At 61.4% G+C, this 14,861-nt stretch carries 12 protein-coding genes, 1 tRNA gene and 2 pseudogenes; 7 read left to right on the plus strand and 8 right to left on the minus strand.

What is annotated here, in order from left to right:
• Nucleotides 1-80: 80 nt before the first annotated feature.
• The 3 genes from MUU54_RS03255 to mepA form a co-directional block, all read right to left on the minus strand.
• Nucleotides 81-1,103, minus strand: a complete 1,023-nt coding sequence (locus tag MUU54_RS03255; RefSeq protein ID WP_247242608.1) for a glucokinase — start codon at nt 1,101-1,103, stop codon at nt 81-83.
• Between the two features lie 25 nt (nt 1,104-1,128).
• A complete protein-coding gene (locus tag MUU54_RS03260) occupies nt 1,129-1,500 on the minus strand; it encodes a methylglyoxal synthase (RefSeq protein ID WP_281433190.1) in 372 nt (123 codons plus the stop codon).
• Between the two features lie 82 nt (nt 1,501-1,582).
• Nucleotides 1,583-2,602, minus strand: coding sequence for a penicillin-insensitive murein endopeptidase (mepA, locus tag MUU54_RS03265; RefSeq protein ID WP_247242726.1), 1,020 nt, complete (start codon nt 2,600-2,602; stop codon nt 1,583-1,585).
• Nucleotides 2,603-2,796: 194 nt separating this feature from the next.
• Here mepA and MUU54_RS03270 point away from each other — a divergent pair, with 194 nt between their 5' ends.
• The 7 genes from MUU54_RS03270 (at nt 2,797) to pncB (ending at nt 11,515) form a co-directional block, all read left to right on the plus strand.
• Nucleotides 2,797-4,644: an extracellular solute-binding protein gene (locus MUU54_RS03270; RefSeq protein ID WP_247242609.1), complete on the plus strand. Its 1,848-nt coding sequence runs from the start codon at nt 2,797-2,799 to the stop codon at nt 4,642-4,644.
• Between the two features lie 138 nt (nt 4,645-4,782).
• Nucleotides 4,783-5,877: a microcin C ABC transporter permease YejB gene (locus tag MUU54_RS03275; RefSeq protein WP_247242610.1), complete on the plus strand. Its 1,095-nt coding sequence runs from the start codon at nt 4,783-4,785 to the stop codon at nt 5,875-5,877.
• The gene (locus MUU54_RS03280) at nt 5,877-7,022 is read left to right on the plus strand and encodes an ABC transporter permease (RefSeq protein WP_247242611.1); all 1,146 of its coding nucleotides are present in this window, start codon (nt 5,877-5,879) and stop codon (nt 7,020-7,022) included. The genes MUU54_RS03275 and MUU54_RS03280 overlap by 1 nt, the downstream gene beginning before the upstream one ends.
• 4 nt (nt 7,023-7,026) lie before the next feature.
• On the plus strand, nt 7,027-8,655 hold the full coding sequence (locus MUU54_RS03285; protein WP_247242612.1) for an ABC transporter ATP-binding protein: 1,629 nt from the start codon (nt 7,027-7,029) through the stop codon (nt 8,653-8,655).
• Nucleotides 8,656-8,670: 15 nt separating this feature from the next.
• On the plus strand, nt 8,671-9,624 hold the full coding sequence (locus MUU54_RS03290; RefSeq protein ID WP_247242613.1) for a 2-hydroxyacid dehydrogenase: 954 nt from the start codon (nt 8,671-8,673) through the stop codon (nt 9,622-9,624).
• Nucleotides 9,625-9,708: 84 nt separating this feature from the next.
• A complete protein-coding gene (locus MUU54_RS03295) occupies nt 9,709-10,044 on the plus strand; it encodes a hypothetical protein (RefSeq protein WP_247242614.1) in 336 nt (111 codons plus the stop codon).
• 166 nt (nt 10,045-10,210) lie between these two features.
• Nucleotides 10,211-11,515, plus strand: a complete 1,305-nt coding sequence (gene pncB / locus MUU54_RS03300) for a nicotinate phosphoribosyltransferase (RefSeq protein ID WP_247242615.1) — start codon at nt 10,211-10,213, stop codon at nt 11,513-11,515.
• Nucleotides 11,516-11,571: 56 nt separating this feature from the next.
• Here pncB and MUU54_RS03305 read toward each other — a convergent pair whose 3' ends face one another.
• The 5 genes and pseudogenes from MUU54_RS03305 to MUU54_RS03325 all read right to left on the minus strand — a co-directional run bounded on the left by MUU54_RS03305 (nt 11,572) and on the right by MUU54_RS03325 (nt 14,712).
• On the minus strand, nt 11,572-11,970 hold the full coding sequence (locus MUU54_RS03305) for a DUF1236 domain-containing protein (RefSeq protein WP_247242616.1): 399 nt from the start codon (nt 11,968-11,970) through the stop codon (nt 11,572-11,574).
• A gap of 134 nt (nt 11,971-12,104) precedes the next feature.
• Nucleotides 12,105-12,272, minus strand: a complete 168-nt coding sequence (locus MUU54_RS03310) for a hypothetical protein (RefSeq protein WP_247242617.1) — start codon at nt 12,270-12,272, stop codon at nt 12,105-12,107.
• Between the two features lie 61 nt (nt 12,273-12,333).
• Nucleotides 12,334-13,190: pseudogene (locus MUU54_RS03315) on the minus strand (GDP-L-fucose synthase family protein).
• A 98-nt stretch (nt 13,191-13,288) separates the two neighbouring features.
• A pseudogene (gene gmd, locus MUU54_RS03320) lies at nt 13,289-14,383 on the minus strand (GDP-mannose 4,6-dehydratase).
• A 239-nt stretch (nt 14,384-14,622) separates the two neighbouring features.
• A tRNA-Ser gene (locus MUU54_RS03325) sits at nt 14,623-14,712 on the minus strand.
• Nucleotides 14,713-14,861: the final 149 nt, after the last annotated feature.

The following is a 14,861-nucleotide window of genomic DNA, read 5'->3' on the forward strand; positions in this document are numbered from 1 at the left end:
GGCGCTGGAGCCCGGATGGCCCGGCGTCGCGGGTCTATACCGGCTGCGGACGGGCTTGGCTAGTGCTGCAGGCCATGGTCTCAGCCCTGCCAGCGCCGCCCTTGCGTCGGGATGCCGTAGCTCGTCGGTGTGCGGGCATAGCTGGCAAGCCCGGCGATCGCAGCAAGCGGATGCGTGACGACGAAGGTCGGGATCTGCCGCATCAAGGCGCTGTGCGGCGCCTTGTCCTCGAACGCCCGGCGGAACTCCGGCTGGTTCAGCGCCGGGATAATCCTCTGCGAGATGCCACCGGCCAGATAGACCCCGCCCTTCGCCATGAAGATCAGTGCCATGTCGCCGGCGAGCCGTCCGAGATAGGTGGAAAAGAGCGAGACCGTCTCCGCTGCCTGGCGATTGCTTCCCGATTGCCAACCCGCAGTCACATCGGATGGCAGGGTGAGGGTAGCATCCATCCCATCCGCTGCGCAGACGGCTCGGTAGATGTTGACGAGGCCGCGGCCGCAGAGAAGCTGCTCGGCCGAAATCCGTCCCTCGATAGGCTCCAGATACGGGAAAATCTGATAGTCCCGCTGCGAACGAGGACCGATGTCCACGTGGCCGCCTTCGCCCGGAACGGGAAACCAGGTTCCACGCGCATGCACCAGTCCGGCAACACCAAGACCCGTGCCGGGGCCAAGCACAACACGAGAAGCAACCGTAGGCCTCGCGGAGGGACCAATCACCTCGCGGTAGTCCTCCGTCAGGCAGGCAGCCGCAAGCGCCTGTGCTTCGAAGTCGTTCAAAACCAGAACGTCTTCGAAACCGAGATCGGAAATCAAGGCGTTTGGCCGGACGATCCAGTCGCAGTTCGTCAGGTCGATCTCGTCGCCTTCGATCGGGCCGGCGACCGCCAGAATTGCGGAGCGCGGCCTGACGCTCGTCTTCTCCAGGACGTCCATCCGGATCGCATCATCGATGGTCGGGAAGTCCGCCGTCCGCAAGTTCGGGAACTGGATTGGTTCGGAACTTTCGTCGGCAAGGATGCAGAACCGGGCGTTGGTGCCGCCGATATCGCCGAGCAGGATCGGAAAGGGCAGGCGATGGTTTTCGGCGGCGTGATGCATCGGTTCCAGCAGTCGTTGGTGTCGGTTATTGGAAATCGATCAGGCGTTCCGCGGTGGCGCGGTTGAGCGCCATCGGAATGTCGTAGACGGTTGCAAGCCGCGTGAGCGCCTTCACGTCGACGTCGTGCGGCATGGAGGTCAATGGATCGATGAAGAAGATCAGCATCGCCACCTCGCCCGTGGCGATCATCGCGCCGATCTGCTGGTCTCCGCCGAGCGGTCCGCTTTTGAGGCGGGTGACGGCAAGCCCGGGGCAGGCATCCTGGATTCGCCCACCCGTGGTACCCGTTGCAACCAGCCGGAACCTCGAAAGCGCCTGCTGATGCTGTTGCGCGAAGGCCGCCATGTCGTCCTTCTTCTCGTCGTGAGCGATGAGCGCGATGCAGGGAGAGGTCAAAGGCAAGGTCTCGCGACGGATGAGATCGATGTGCAGCTTCTACAGCGGAGCAGCGCAGTTGAAAAGTGGAGCGCCTGCCGCGTTAGTCAAACGGCCGCGGAAGCGGCGTCGGTCCCAGCTCCGGCAGCGGCTTCGGCGCCTGCTGGATGATCGCCTCGATGTTCTGAACCGGTGCCGCTACGGCCGCCGGTTCCGAATAGGCCATCGTCGCCTCGCTGCCTGCGGCAGCAGGCGCGGCCAGCACGGCAGCACAGGCCTTTGGAAGATCGGAGAGCATCACCTGGCGCGGCTTGACCGGCTTGGCGTTCGGATCCTTCTTCGGCTTTGCCCACGGCTCTTCGGTGAACCACCAGGCGAGCGACTTGTCGCAGCCGTCCCCTTCGCCCACCCGCGCCTGCGGCTTGCAGTTGCTCGCTCCTGCAGGGCAGCCGATGCGGATGTGGAAGTGTTCGTCGTGACCGTAGATGGGCCGGACCTTGCCCAGGTTGGTGCGGTCGCCGCGCCAGGTCTCGCAGAGCTTCTTCTTGATCGCCGGGTTAACGAAGACCCGCTCAACCTGCGGGTAGCTCGCCGCCTGCATGACCACCCGTGCGTGGGTATCGGTCCAGCGCCTGGAATCGACGGTGAGGAATTTACTCTTGTCGAGCATGGAGGTGAACGGCATGTCCTCGCGCTGTTGCGGCGAGAGTGGCGTTGCCGGCTTCGGCGTGAACCAAACGTCGGCATCAAGCCCGATCTGGTGCGATGCGTGCCCGAAGAGCATCGGGCCGCCCCGCGGCTGGGAAATGTCTCCCACCAGAATGCCGGAACCCCAGCCGAGAGCTGCCGCATCCAGGGAAAACCGCTCCAGCAGCGCGATCAGCTCGGGATTGCCCCAGCGGCGGTTGCGCGAAAGCCGCATGGCCTGCCATGTCGGTCCGTCAGTCGGGAGCGCGATGGCGCCTGCCATGCACCCCTTGGCATAGGAGCCGATCGGGGCAGCGGCGCTCTGGCTCGGCAGTTTCGCCGCACCGAAAAGCTCCTTGGCCGGCTTCGTCTCCGCTGCGGCTCCTCCGGCGAAGAGCGCAAGCCCCAGTCCCGCGGCCAACATCACGGTGCTCATCCTTGTTGTGCTGCGCATGCCTGCTGTCGTCCCCGCAAATCACCTCGATCGAATCTAACGTGAAACGGGATTTTGGTGAAACGGAGATTGTTCACACGAGACGTCGCGATAAAACGCTTGTGAGCGTCCTGGCCTGTATTTCGCCCGACTTTGCCCTATGCTTCGGAGCAACAAGAACAGAAAAGGGTTTTTGCATGTTGGCCCACCGCCGCTTCACCGCATTCGTCCTGTCATTGGCTCTCGCCGTGCCCGTGTTGTCGGGACCCAGCAGAGCTCAGGAGGCGGAAGACCAGTGGCAGCACGGTGTCGCGACCGTTGGCGACCTCAAGTATTCGGAAGGCTTCCCGCACTTTGACTACGTCAATCCGCAGGCTCCCAAAGGCGGACCGCTGCGGCTGGCGGTGGAAGGTAACTACGACACGCTGAACCCGCTCCTCGCGCGTGGCGAACCCGCTTCGGGTCTCTCCCATGTGTTCGAACCCTTGCTTGTTCCGGCCGATGACGAACTGAACTCAGTGTACGGCCTCCTCGCGGAATCCCTCAGCTATCCGGACGACTATTCCTCCGTCACGTTCCGGCTGCGGCCGGAGGCGAAATGGGCGGACGGGAAGCCGGTGACGCCGGAAGACGTCATCTTCAGTTTCGAGAATGCCAAGGAAAACGTTCCCCAGATGGAGTTCTACTACCGCCACGTGGTGAAGGCGGAGAAGACGGGTGAACGTGAAGTCACTTTCACCTTCGACGAACCGAACAACCGGGAACTCCCGCAGATCGTCGGACAGTTGACGATCGTGCCGAAGCACTGGTGGGAAGGAAAGGGGCCCAACGGAGAACAGCGCGACATCAGCCGCACGACCCTGGAGCCACCGCTGGGATCCGGGCCATACAAGGTCGCGTCGCTCAATCCCGGCTCGGCGATCACCTACGAACTGCGCGACGACTACTGGGGCAAGGACGTGAACGTCAACGTGGGCCAGAACAACTTCGGTACGATCACTTACCGCTACTATGCCGATCGTGACGTGATGTTTGAGTCCTTCCGCTCCGGCAACGAGGATTACTGGTGGGAAAATACCGCCCGGCGCTGGGCGACCGCCTACGATTTTCCGGCCGTCAAGGAGGGGCGCGTCAAGCTGGAGGAATATGAAAACGAGCTGCGCAAGGTCGGCGTCATGGTCGGCTTCGTCTTCAATACCCGACGCGAGAAGTTCGCCGACCCGCGTGTGCGGGAAGCCCTCAACTACGCCTTCGACTTTGAGGAGTTGCGGCGAACAATCTTCTACGACTCCTATGATCGGGTCGACAGCTTCTTCTTCCGGACAGAGCTTGCGTCGTCTGGCCTTCCGGAAGGACGCGAACTGGAAATCCTCAATGAGGTGAAAGACCTCGTTCCACCCAAAGTCTTCACCCAGCCCTACGAGAACCCGGTGAACGGCGACCCTCAGAAGCTCCGGGAGAACTTGCGCAAGGCAGTCAACCTCCTGAAGGACGCCGGCTACGAGTTGCGCGGAAACCAGATGGTGAACATCAAGACCGGCGAGCCGCTCAGCTTCGAGATCATGCTTGGTGGTCCGACAATCGAGCCGGTCGCGCTCGCCTTCGCCCGCAATCTAAAGATGATTGGTGTGGAGGCGACCGTGCGCAGCGTCGAGCAGTCTCAGTTCACTAACCGCTGGCGCTCGCGTGATTTCGACGTAATGTACAATGCCTGGGCCCAGTCGGCCAATCCGGGCAATGAGCAGGCGGAATACTGGGGCTCTCAAGCGTCTGACCGCGAGGGTTCGCAGAACTACAGCGGCATCAGCGATCCGGGTGTCGACGCGCTGATCCGAAAGGTCATCTTCGCCAAAGACCGCGACGAGCAGATCGCCGCCGTGAAGGCGCTGGACCGTGTGCTGCTCGCCCACCACATCGTCGTGCCGACTTACAGCTCCAAGACGTCGCGGATCGCCTACTGGGATACGATTGCGCATCCGGATCCGTTGCCGGAATATTCGCTGGGCTTTCCGTCGATCTGGTGGTCCACCAAGGCTGCAAACTAGCCTAGCCGCAGGCGGTGTGGCATCACTAGGAAAACGAATCACCGAAGACGCGGCCGGGGCCGCGAAGGAAGGACGACACCGGTTGACGCTGACCATGCCGAGTGCCTTTGCTCCCCCATCGATGGGATCTAGCTGCTGATGGGCGCCTATATCCTTCGACGACTGCTTCTGATGATCCCGACCATGATCGGCATCATGGGCATTTCCTTCCTGGTCGTGCAGTTTGCCCCTGGCGGGCCGGTGGAGCAGGTGATTGCACAGCTGACGGGCCAGGGCGACAGTGCCTCCGACCGCTTGTCGGGCGGTGGCGATTTGCTCGGCTCCCAGGGGGGCGGCTTTGAAGACAACTCCCGTTATCGCGGAGCACAGGGCCTCGATCCCGAATTCATCGCCAAGCTCGAGCAGCAGTTCGGCTTCGACAAGCCGCCGCTCACCCGCTTCCTCGACATGATGTGGGACTATCTTCGCTTCGATTTCGGCGAGAGCTTCTTCCGCAATGCCTCGGTGATCGATCTGATCATCGACAAGCTGCCGGTTTCGGTCTCGCTCGGGTTCTGGATCCTGATCATTTCCTATGTGATCTCTATTCCGCTCGGCATCCGCAAGGCGGTCAAGGACGGCTCCGCCTTCGACGTCTGGACCTCAGGCATCGTCATCGTCGGCTATGCGGTGCCGAGCTTCCTGTTCGGCATCCTGCTGATCGTACTCTTCGCCGGCGGCTCCTTCTTTGACTGGTTCCCGCTGCGTGGCCTCGTCTCGGAGAACTTTGCGCAGCTCTCCTGGTGGGAGAAGATCATCGATTACTTCTGGCACCTGACGCTGCCGCTGATCGCGCTTTCCCTCTCTGCCTTCGCCACGACGACGCTGCTGACGAAGAACTCCTTCCTCGACGAGATCCGCAAGCAGTACGTCATCACCGCCCGCGCCAAGGGCCTGCCGGAGCGGCGGGTGCTCTATGGCCATGTCTTCCGCAACGCAATGCTGATCGTGATCGCCGGCTTCCCGGGCGCGTTCATCTCCGCCTTCTTCACCGGCTCGTTGCTGATCGAAAACATCTTCTCCCTCGATGGTCTCGGTCGCCTGGGTTATCTCGCCATCGTCAATCGCGACTATCCGATCGTCTTCGGAACCCTCTATATTTTCTCCCTTATGGGGCTTGTCGTCAGCCTGATCTCCGACCTGATCTATACCTGGATCGACCCACGCATCGATTTCGAGCGGAGGGACGTCTGATGGAGGCGCAGGCTACCGTCACCACCCCCGCGGGGGCACCTCCGCGACGCGGATGGCTGTCTCCGACCAACCGCCGTCGGCTGCAGAAATTCAAGGCCAATCGGCGCGGCTACTGGTCCTTCTGGATCTTCATGGTCCTGTTCGTGCTCAGCCTGTTTGCCGAATTGATCGCCAACGACCGGCCGATCATCGCCTCCTACAAAGGTGAGATCCTCTTCCCGGTCCTGGTGGACTATCCGGAAGAGAAATTCGGCGGCTTCCTCGCCACCACCGATTATCGGTCTTCCTTCATCACCGACGAAATCGAGGCAAACGGCTGGATGGTCTGGCCGCCGATCCGCTACTCGTATCTGACGGTGAACTCGAACATCCCGCATTCGGCACCGACCGCTCCTTTCTGGCTGATGGATACCGAGCAACGCTGTGCAGGCTATCCGCTGGGGCAGGAAGATCCCGGCTGCATTCTCGGTAATCTCAACTGGCTCGGGACGGACGACCAGGCGCGAGACGTTGCCGCCCGCATCATCTACGGCTTCCGCGTCTCCGTCTTGTTCGGCCTGGCTCTGACCATTGCCTCTGCTGTCATCGGCGTCACCGCCGGTGCCATCCAGGGCTATTTCGGCGGCTGGACCGACCTCCTCTTCCAGCGCTTCATCGAGATCTGGTCATCGATGCCGGTGCTCTACATCCTGCTCATCATCGCGGCGATCCTGCCACCCGGCTTTTTCGTCCTTCTCGGCATCATGCTGCTCTTCTCCTGGGTCGGCTTTGTCGGCGTGGTGCGCGCAGAGTTCTTGAGGGCGCGCAACTTCGAATACGTCAATGCAGCGCGCGCGCTCGGCGTCGGCAACTGGACGATCATGTTCCGTCACCTGCTGCCGAATGCCATGGTAGCGACGCTGACCTTCCTACCGTTCATCCTGTCCGGATCGATCGCCACGCTGACCTCGCTGGACTTCCTCGGCTTCGGCATGCCCCCGGGCTCGCCGTCGCTCGGCGAGATGATCGCGCAAGGCAAGAACAACCTGCAGGCGCCGTGGCTGGGGCTGACAGCCTTCTTCACCATGTCGATCATGCTGTCGCTGCTGATCTTCATCGGGGAAGCCGTTCGCGATGCCTTCGACCCTCGCAAGACCTTCGGGTGACGCCATGACAGAGCCGCTTCTTTCCGTTCGTGATTTGTCCGTCGCCTTCCACCAAGGTGGGACAACGTCTCTTGCCGTCGACCGCGTGTCATTTGATATCAAGCCTGGCGAGGTCGTGGCGCTGGTGGGGGAGTCCGGCTCCGGCAAATCCGTCACCGCAAACTCGATGCTGAGGCTTCTGCCTTATCCGTCCGCTAGCCATCCGTCGGGCGAAATCCTGTTCGGCGGCCACGACCTCCTGAAGGCCCCGGAGCAGGCGCTGCGGCAGGTACGCGGCAACCAGATCACGATGATCTTCCAGGAGCCGATGACGTCGCTCAATCCGCTTCACACCATCGAAAAGCAGATCGGCGAAATCCTCGATCTGCACCAGGGGATCACGGGTCAGGCAGCGCGTAGCCGCATCCTCGGACTCTTGAACCAGGTCGGCATCCGTGAGCCGGAAAAGCGTCTCCAGGCTTACCCGCACCAGCTGTCAGGCGGCCAGCGGCAGCGCGTGATGATTGCCATGGCACTCGCTAACCGGCCAAAGCTTTTGATCGCCGACGAACCGACGACCGCGCTCGACGTCACGGTCCAGGCGCAGATCCTCGAGCTGCTGCGCAGGCTCAAGGGCGAGCACGGCATGTCCATGCTCTTCATAACCCACGACCTCGGCATCGTGCGCAAGTTCGCTGATCGCGTCTGCGTCATGACGAAGGGCAAGATCGTTGAAAGCGGCGACGTGGAAAGCGTCTTCGTCAACCCGCAGCACCCCTATACCCGCCATCTGCTGGCATCCGAGCCTAGGGGCGAGCCGCCGCTTGCCGATCCTGCCAAGCCGGTTGTGATGGAAGGCGAAGACATCCGGGTCTGGTTCCCGATCAAGGCGGGGTTCCTCCGCAAGGTCGTCGATCATGTGAAGGCGGTCGACGGCGTTAGCCTGTCGCTGAGGGCAGGGGAGACGTTGGGCGTCGTGGGCGAGTCCGGTTCGGGCAAGACGACACTCGGTCTCGCGCTCGCCCGATTGATCTCCTCCGAAGGCCGGATCGCCTTTATCGGCAACAACATCGCCAACTTCTCCTTCACCCAGATGCGCCCGCTGCGCGACCGCCTGCAGGTCGTCTTCCAGGATCCCTATGGGTCACTCAGCCCGCGCATGTCGGTGGGAGAGATCATCGCCGAAGGGCTGAAGGTCCATGAGCCGGCACTTTCCGCCGACGAGCGGGATGAGCGCGTCCGCTGGGCTCTGACAGAGGTGGGTCTCGATCCGGAAACGCGCTGGCGTTATCCGCACGAGTTTTCCGGCGGCCAGCGCCAGCGCATCGCCATCGCCCGCGCCATGGTGCTGAAGCCGCGCTTCGTCATGCTCGACGAGCCAACCTCGGCGCTCGACATGACAGTGCAAGCGCAGGTCGTCGACCTGCTGCGCGACCTGCAGAAGAAGCACGATCTCGCCTACCTCTTCATCAGTCACGACCTGAAGGTGGTGAAGGCGCTCGCCAACCACGTGATCGTCATGCGCGCCGGAAAGGTGGTCGAGGAGGGTCCGGCTGAGCGCATCTTCCAGGCACCGGAGAAGGATTATACGAAGGCGCTGATGGCGGCTGCCTTCAATCTTGAAGCCGTCGATACCGCCGCCGTCAGCCAGTAAGCGAAGGAAATTGTGATGCCGTCTTCTCCAGGTGCCGTCGTCGTTGACCTGAAGTTCGAGCGCCGGGAGATCGAGGCGGCACTGGAGAAGGCTTTCCCTGGCCGCGCTGTCCTGCAGGCGGCGGACAAGGACCAGGATCTTTCCCACGCTGCTTACCTCGTCGCGTGGAAGCCGGATCCGAACCTCTTCCGGCGAGCGCCGAACCTGAAGGTCCTTTTCTCCGGAGGCGCCGGTGTCGACCACTTCCTGGCGATGCCCGATCTCCCGGATCTGCCGATCGTCCGCTTCGTCGACGAAAGCCTCACCACGCGCATGAGTGAATGGGTGGTGCTGCAATGTCTGAGCCATCTGCGCCAGATGCCTGTCTATCTGAAGCAACAGCGAAATCATCATTGGCGTGAACTGGCGCAGCCGGAAGCAAAGGACGTCACCGTCGGCATCATGGGACTCGGCGTACTGGGGCGGGATGCGGCGGTTAAGCTCAAGATGATGGGCTTCAACGTGCTTGGCTGGTCGCGTACGAGGAAAGATCTCGATGGAATCCGCACCTTCGACGCAAGCGGCTTGCCCGATTTTCTGGGTGAGTGCGACATACTTGTCGGCCTATTGCCGCTCACGGACGACACGCGCGGGATCTTCGATCGTCACGTGTTTGCCAGCCTTCGACAAGAAGGCGCACTGGGAGGTCCCGTCTTCGTCAATGCCGGCCGCGGCGGCAGTCAGGTGGAGGCTGACCTTCTGGCGGCCTTGCAGGACGGCACTCTACGCGGCGCATCACTCGACGTCTTTTCAGTCGAGCCTCTGCCGGAAGGAAGTTCATTCTGGGGTATGGAGAATGTGGTGATCACGCCGCACGCGGCATCTGCCTCAGATGTCCGGGCACTCTTCCGCCATGTCGAGCGGCAGATTGGCCACTTCGAGGATGGCAAGCGCCTGGAGCATCTCGTGGATCGAAAGGCCGGCTATTGAAGGCTGCTGGAACCTGACGACCCGCCAATCGTTTCTCTTGCAAGTTTTCCGGCCGATGACGGCCGTGCAGAGGAGCGATATCAGATGAACACTCGTTTCGATCCGAACGAACCCCGCGGCGGCACCAAAAGCACCGACAGGACGGGCCCAGGCCCCGGCCAGCCGATGAGCGGAACAGAAGCGCGTCAGGGCCGGGCCGGTTTCCCGGTCCTCAAGGTGCTCATCGCCGCCCTCGTTCTCCTGGGGATCGCCTGGGGGGTCGCAGAGATCTGGGGTGAGGCGACCGAGCCCCCGGTAGAGCAGACCGCCACACCGCCGGCTGGCGATACGACGCCCGCAAATCAAGAAGCCCAGCCGACCGCCGACCCCGCCGACGCCCCGACGCGCGCGCCGCTCGTCGGTGGCGCCACGGCCGACTAAGCTTCGACAGCCTTCTCGATCCTCCAGCCGCGCCGATGGCGCGGCTGATTGTATGTGGACTTGAGGAGAGAATTTTCCTAAGTCTCTCGGTCGGAGGCTGCTGGCGGTTGCCTTCGCACGGAGCTGAACAGGCGGAGTGGTCCCGGGGAGGACCGGGGCGGGCAGCATGACCAAGACCGATATCGCGAGCCGGGTCTATAACCACACCTGGAAACTCGATCCGATTATCCGCAGCCTTATCGACACAGACTTCTACAAGTTGTTGATGCTGCAGATGATCTGGAAGCTCTACCCGACCGTGGACGCGACCTTCTCGCTGATCAATCGCACCACGACCGTGCGTCTGGCGGATGAAATCGACGAGCACGAGTTGCGCGAGCAGCTCAACCACGCGCGCAGCCTCCATCTGACGAAGAAGGAGATGATCTGGCTTGCCGGTAACACCTTCTATGGCCGCAAACAGATCTTCGAGCCCGAATTCTTGAACTGGCTGGCGACATACCAACTGCCGGAATACGAGCTGTCGCGTCGCGATGGGCAGTATGAGCTGCACTTCCACGGCCGGTGGATGGAAACGACGATGTGGGAAATCCCAGCGCTCGCCATCATCAACGAACTGCGCTCCCGCGCCGCCATGCGCCACATGGGCCAGTTCACGCTTGACGTCCTCTACGCGCGGGCAAAGGCCAAGATGTGGGAGAAGGTCGAGCGGCTGCGAACCCTCCAGGGGCTGCGAGTCTCCGATTTCGGCACGCGTCGACGTCACAGCTTTCTCTGGCAGCGCTGGTGCGTTGAGGCGCTGAAGGAAGGCATCGGCCCGGCCTTCACCGGGACGAGCAACGTGCTTCTTGCGATGGACTCTGACCTTGAAGCGGTCGGCACCAATGCGCACGAGCTGCCGATGGTGGTTGCCGCACTGGCAAACAATGATGACGAGCTCCGGGCTGCGCCCTACAAGGTTCTCAAAGACTGGAACACACTCTATGGCGGTAACCTGCTGATCGTCTTGCCGGACGCGTTCGGGACAAGTGCCTTCCTGCACGATGCGCCGGAATGGGTGGCGGATTGGACAGGCTTCCGTCCCGACAGCGCCCCGCCCATCGAAGGCGGCGAAAAAATCATCGACTGGTGGCGGAAGATGGGTCGCGACCCGAGAGGCAAGCTCCTCATCTTTTCAGATGGATTGGATGTCGACGCCATCATCGACACCTACCGCCACTTCGAAGGCCGGGTTCGCATGAGCTTCGGCTGGGGCACCAACCTCACCAACGATTTTGCAGGCTGTGCGCCCCAGCATGTGGAAAGCCTGAAGCCGATCTCGCTTGTCTGCAAGGTAAGCGAAGCGAATGGCCGCCCTGCAGTGAAGCTCTCCGATAACCCGCGCAAGGCAACTGGCGAACCGGAGGAGGTGGAGCGTTATCTCCGCTTTTTCGGGACGCAAGACAGGGTTGAGCAGGCCGTGGTCGTTTGAACGAAAAAGAGGCTCCGCACCAGCGGAGCCTCTACGTTCGGTTACTCTAGTTCAAGTTACTGAATGACCTGAACAACCGTCCGGGTCTGCGGATCGACAATCACCCGATGCTCGTTCACCACGGCATAGGAATAGTTGTTGTGTTCTGGAACCGGTGTCAGGACGACCGTTTCGGGAAGCGGCTTGCCGACTTCGATCTGGTGCTCGACAACTACGGGAGTAGCCGGGACCGGCTGTTCCTGAACATAGGTGACGACTTCCTGCGGCGGCGGGTCGATTGCCGTACCGAGAGCCGCGCCGGCGATGCCGCCGACAGCTGCGCCAACCGGGCCACCGACAATTGCGCCGGTGACTGCACCGCCGGCCGCACCGCTTGCGGTGCCTTCCTGAGCGGATGCGCCCGTCGCAAAAGATGCTGCAAGAATAGCGCAGGAAGCGAGGATAACGTTCTTCATCAGGTTTCTCCTTTTTTTGTGCCCTTCCGCGCAGAAGAACACCCAAACAGGAAACCTGTTCCCTTTCGTCGGTAACCCTTGATTAAATCCAGTTACCTTCGGAGAGCATAAGGAAGGGCTGAAGAGTTCTTGATTCAGTGAACTGTATCGAAGACGTATTCGTCGCGCAGGATGCTGAGAGTTTCCTCCAGCGATTGGACGAGGATATCCGTCAGCGCCTCGATGCCGTTGTCTTCGAGGAACAGGGCAAGCGTCTGCTCAGAGATGAAATCAGAGTGTTCGCGTTCGTGAGACAAGGTCATCTTCTCCTTCGGGGCCTAACATTTGGCCCTAACAGGAGTTGCAGATCAGCCTTGCGCGGGCCTAGCGGCCTGCACGTATGGAGTCTTTGTGGTACCGCTGCCGGAAATTCGCATAAGCCTTGACGATGCCCTCGCGCAGGCCGGTGCTGGCGGACCAGCCGAGCGCCTTCATTCTGTCGACGCTGAGAAGCTTGCGCGGGGTGCCGTCGGGCTTGTCGCTGTCGTAGACGATCTCGCCCTGAAAGCCCACAACGTCCATCACCGTCTCGGCGAGCTCGCGGATCGTCACGTCCTCGCCGGTGCCGATGTTGAAGAGACCTTCCGCGACGCCGTTTTCCACCAGGAAGACGCAGGCATCCGCCATGTCGTCAACATAGAGGAACTCGCCCATTGGCTTGCCCGACCCAATATGACGAGTTCCCGGTCACCGCGAAGCTTTGCCTCGTGCGTCTTGCGGATCAGCGCCGGCAGCACATGGCTGTTGGCAAGGTCGTAATTGTCGTTCGGGCCATAGAGATTGGTCGGCATGGCAGACACATATTGCGTGCCGTATTTGCCGGTTGTAGCTCTCGCAGAGTTTGACGCGGCGATCTTGGCGATCGCATAGGGCTCGTTGGTCTGCTCCAGCGGTCCGGTCAGCAGATAGTCCTCGCGGTTCGGCTGCGGGCAGTCGCGCGGATAGATGCAGCTGGAGCCGAGAAACAGCATGCGGTTGACGCCTGCCTGCCACGCGGCATGCACCACATTCGCCTCGATCATCAGGTTCTGATAGAGGAATTCCGCGCGGTAGACATTGTTGGCGTGGGTGCCGCCCACTTTTGCGGCCGCCATGAAGACGTAATCCGGCCGCTCCTTCGCCAGGAACTCCGCCGCCGCCTGCTGGTTGGCGAGATCCAGCGCGGCATGGGTGCGGGTCACGACGTTGGCATAGCCCCTTCGCCAAGCCTGCGCACGATCGCCGAACCCACCATCCCACGGTGGCCGGCAACATAGATCTTGGCGTTCTTGTCCATGGACTACTCGAGATAATCGTAAGCGGAGAAGCCGTGGCGCTTGACGAGTTCGTCGCGTTCGGCCGACTTCAGGTCCTCACGCATCATTTCGGCCACCAGTTCCTTGAAGGTGATCTTCGGTTCCCAGCCGAGCTTCTGCTTGGCCTTGGCCGGGTCGCCAAGCAGCGTCTCCACCTCCGTCGGGCGGAACTAGCGCGGGTCGACGGCGACGATGCAGCGGCCCTTGTCGTTATAGCCCTTCTCGTCGACGCCTTCTCCCTTCCAGGTGATCGGTTGGCCGATCTCCTGGGCTGCGGCATCGACGAGCTCGCGCGCGCTGTGACGAACTCGCGCACGCTGTATTGAACGCCGGTGGCGATCACGAATTCTTCCGCACCTCCTGCTGCAGCATCAGCCACTGCATCTCGACGTAGTCTTTGGCATGGCCCCAGTCGCGCCTGGCGTCCATGTTGCCGAGATAAAGGCAGTCCTGCAGGCCGAGCTTAATGCGGGCAAGCGCCTGGGTGATCTTGCGCGTCACGAAGGTCTCGCCGCGCACCGGGCTCTCGTGGTTGAAGAGAATGCCGTTGCAGGCATACATGCCAAAGCTTCGCGGTAATTCACGGTGATCCAGTAGGCATAGAGCTTAGCAACCGCATAGGGCGAGCGCGGATAGAAAGGTGTCGTCTCCCGCTGCGGGATCTCTTGCACCAGGCCATAAAGCTCCGAAGTTGAAGCCTGATAGAACTTCGACTTCTTCTCCAGCCCAAGGATGCGGATGGCTTCCAGGATGCGCAGGGCGCCAAGGGCATCGGAATTGGCCGTGTATTCAGGCTCCTCGAACGAGACGGCCACATGCGACTGGGCGGCAAGATTGTAGATCTCGTCCGGCCGCCCCTGCTGAATGACGCGCACTAGGCTGGACGAGTCGGTCATGTCACCGTAGTGCAGCACCAGCTTACGGTTCTTCTCATGCGGGTCTCGATAAAGATGATCGATCCGGTCCGAATTGAAAAGCGAGGTCCGGCGCTTGATGCCGTGAACTTCGTAGCCCTTCTTCAGAAGAAATTCGGCGAGATACGAGCCGTCCTGGCCGGTAATGCCGATAATGAGCGCGATTTTTCTCTATACTGCCCCGCGCATCTATGTTTCACCCGGAAGCAAGGCTTATATGAAATCGGATGTACTTCAAGTGCAATGCAGCAAGATGGGAAGTACTGCCGATGCCCGCCGATTGAATGGCCGGCAGTTTCGCCACCTTCTGCCGAATCACCACCTGCACGGACTATGCATCGCATAGACTGGCTTGCAACTGGAGACCCAATGCTGGCGCAGCAGGTCGATGAAAAGAGGGGAAGTGGCGGACAGAGAGGGATTCGAACCCTCGATACGCTTTCACGTATACACGCGTTCCAGGCGTGCGCCTTCAACCACTCGGCCACCTGTCCTTGAAGAGTAAGGGCTGCCTGCACAAGCGCAAAGCAGCGGTCGGGCGCGATATATAACGAGGTTCGCCTCCGGATCAACCGGAATTTCTCGCAAAATTGCTTCGTCCTGTGAGATGCTGCATTCGTTGCGCGCGTTTGCGCCACGCGAT

Source organism: Pseudorhizobium tarimense (genome assembly GCF_022968135.1).
Lineage (GTDB): Bacteria > Pseudomonadota > Alphaproteobacteria > Rhizobiales > Rhizobiaceae > Neorhizobium > Neorhizobium tarimense.

What these genes read in the sequence shown, in the direction of transcription:
- MUU54_RS03290 (WP_247242613.1), top strand. Translation starts at nt 8,671, where the DNA reads ATGCCGTCTTCTCCAGGTGCCGTCGTCGTTGACCTGAAGTTCGAGCGC.
- MUU54_RS03275 (WP_247242610.1), top strand. Translation starts at nt 4,783, where the DNA reads ATGGGCGCCTATATCCTTCGACGACTGCTTCTGATGATCCCGACCATG.
- MUU54_RS03295 (WP_247242614.1), top strand. Translation starts at nt 9,709, where the DNA reads ATGAACACTCGTTTCGATCCGAACGAACCCCGCGGCGGCACCAAAAGC.
- MUU54_RS03310 (WP_247242617.1), bottom strand. Translation starts at nt 12,272, where the DNA reads ATGACCTTGTCTCACGAACGCGAACACTCTGATTTCATCTCTGAGCAG.
- mepA (WP_247242726.1), bottom strand. Translation starts at nt 2,602, where the DNA reads ATGAGCACCGTGATGTTGGCCGCGGGACTGGGGCTTGCGCTCTTCGCC.
- pncB (WP_247242615.1), top strand. Translation starts at nt 10,211, where the DNA reads ATGACCAAGACCGATATCGCGAGCCGGGTCTATAACCACACCTGGAAA.
- MUU54_RS03280 (WP_247242611.1), top strand. Translation starts at nt 5,877, where the DNA reads ATGGAGGCGCAGGCTACCGTCACCACCCCCGCGGGGGCACCTCCGCGA.
- MUU54_RS03255 (WP_247242608.1), bottom strand. Translation starts at nt 1,103, where the DNA reads ATGCATCACGCCGCCGAAAACCATCGCCTGCCCTTTCCGATCCTGCTC.
- MUU54_RS03305 (WP_247242616.1), bottom strand. Translation starts at nt 11,970, where the DNA reads ATGAAGAACGTTATCCTCGCTTCCTGCGCTATTCTTGCAGCATCTTTT.
- MUU54_RS03270 (WP_247242609.1), top strand. Translation starts at nt 2,797, where the DNA reads ATGTTGGCCCACCGCCGCTTCACCGCATTCGTCCTGTCATTGGCTCTC.
- MUU54_RS03285 (WP_247242612.1), top strand. Translation starts at nt 7,027, where the DNA reads ATGACAGAGCCGCTTCTTTCCGTTCGTGATTTGTCCGTCGCCTTCCAC.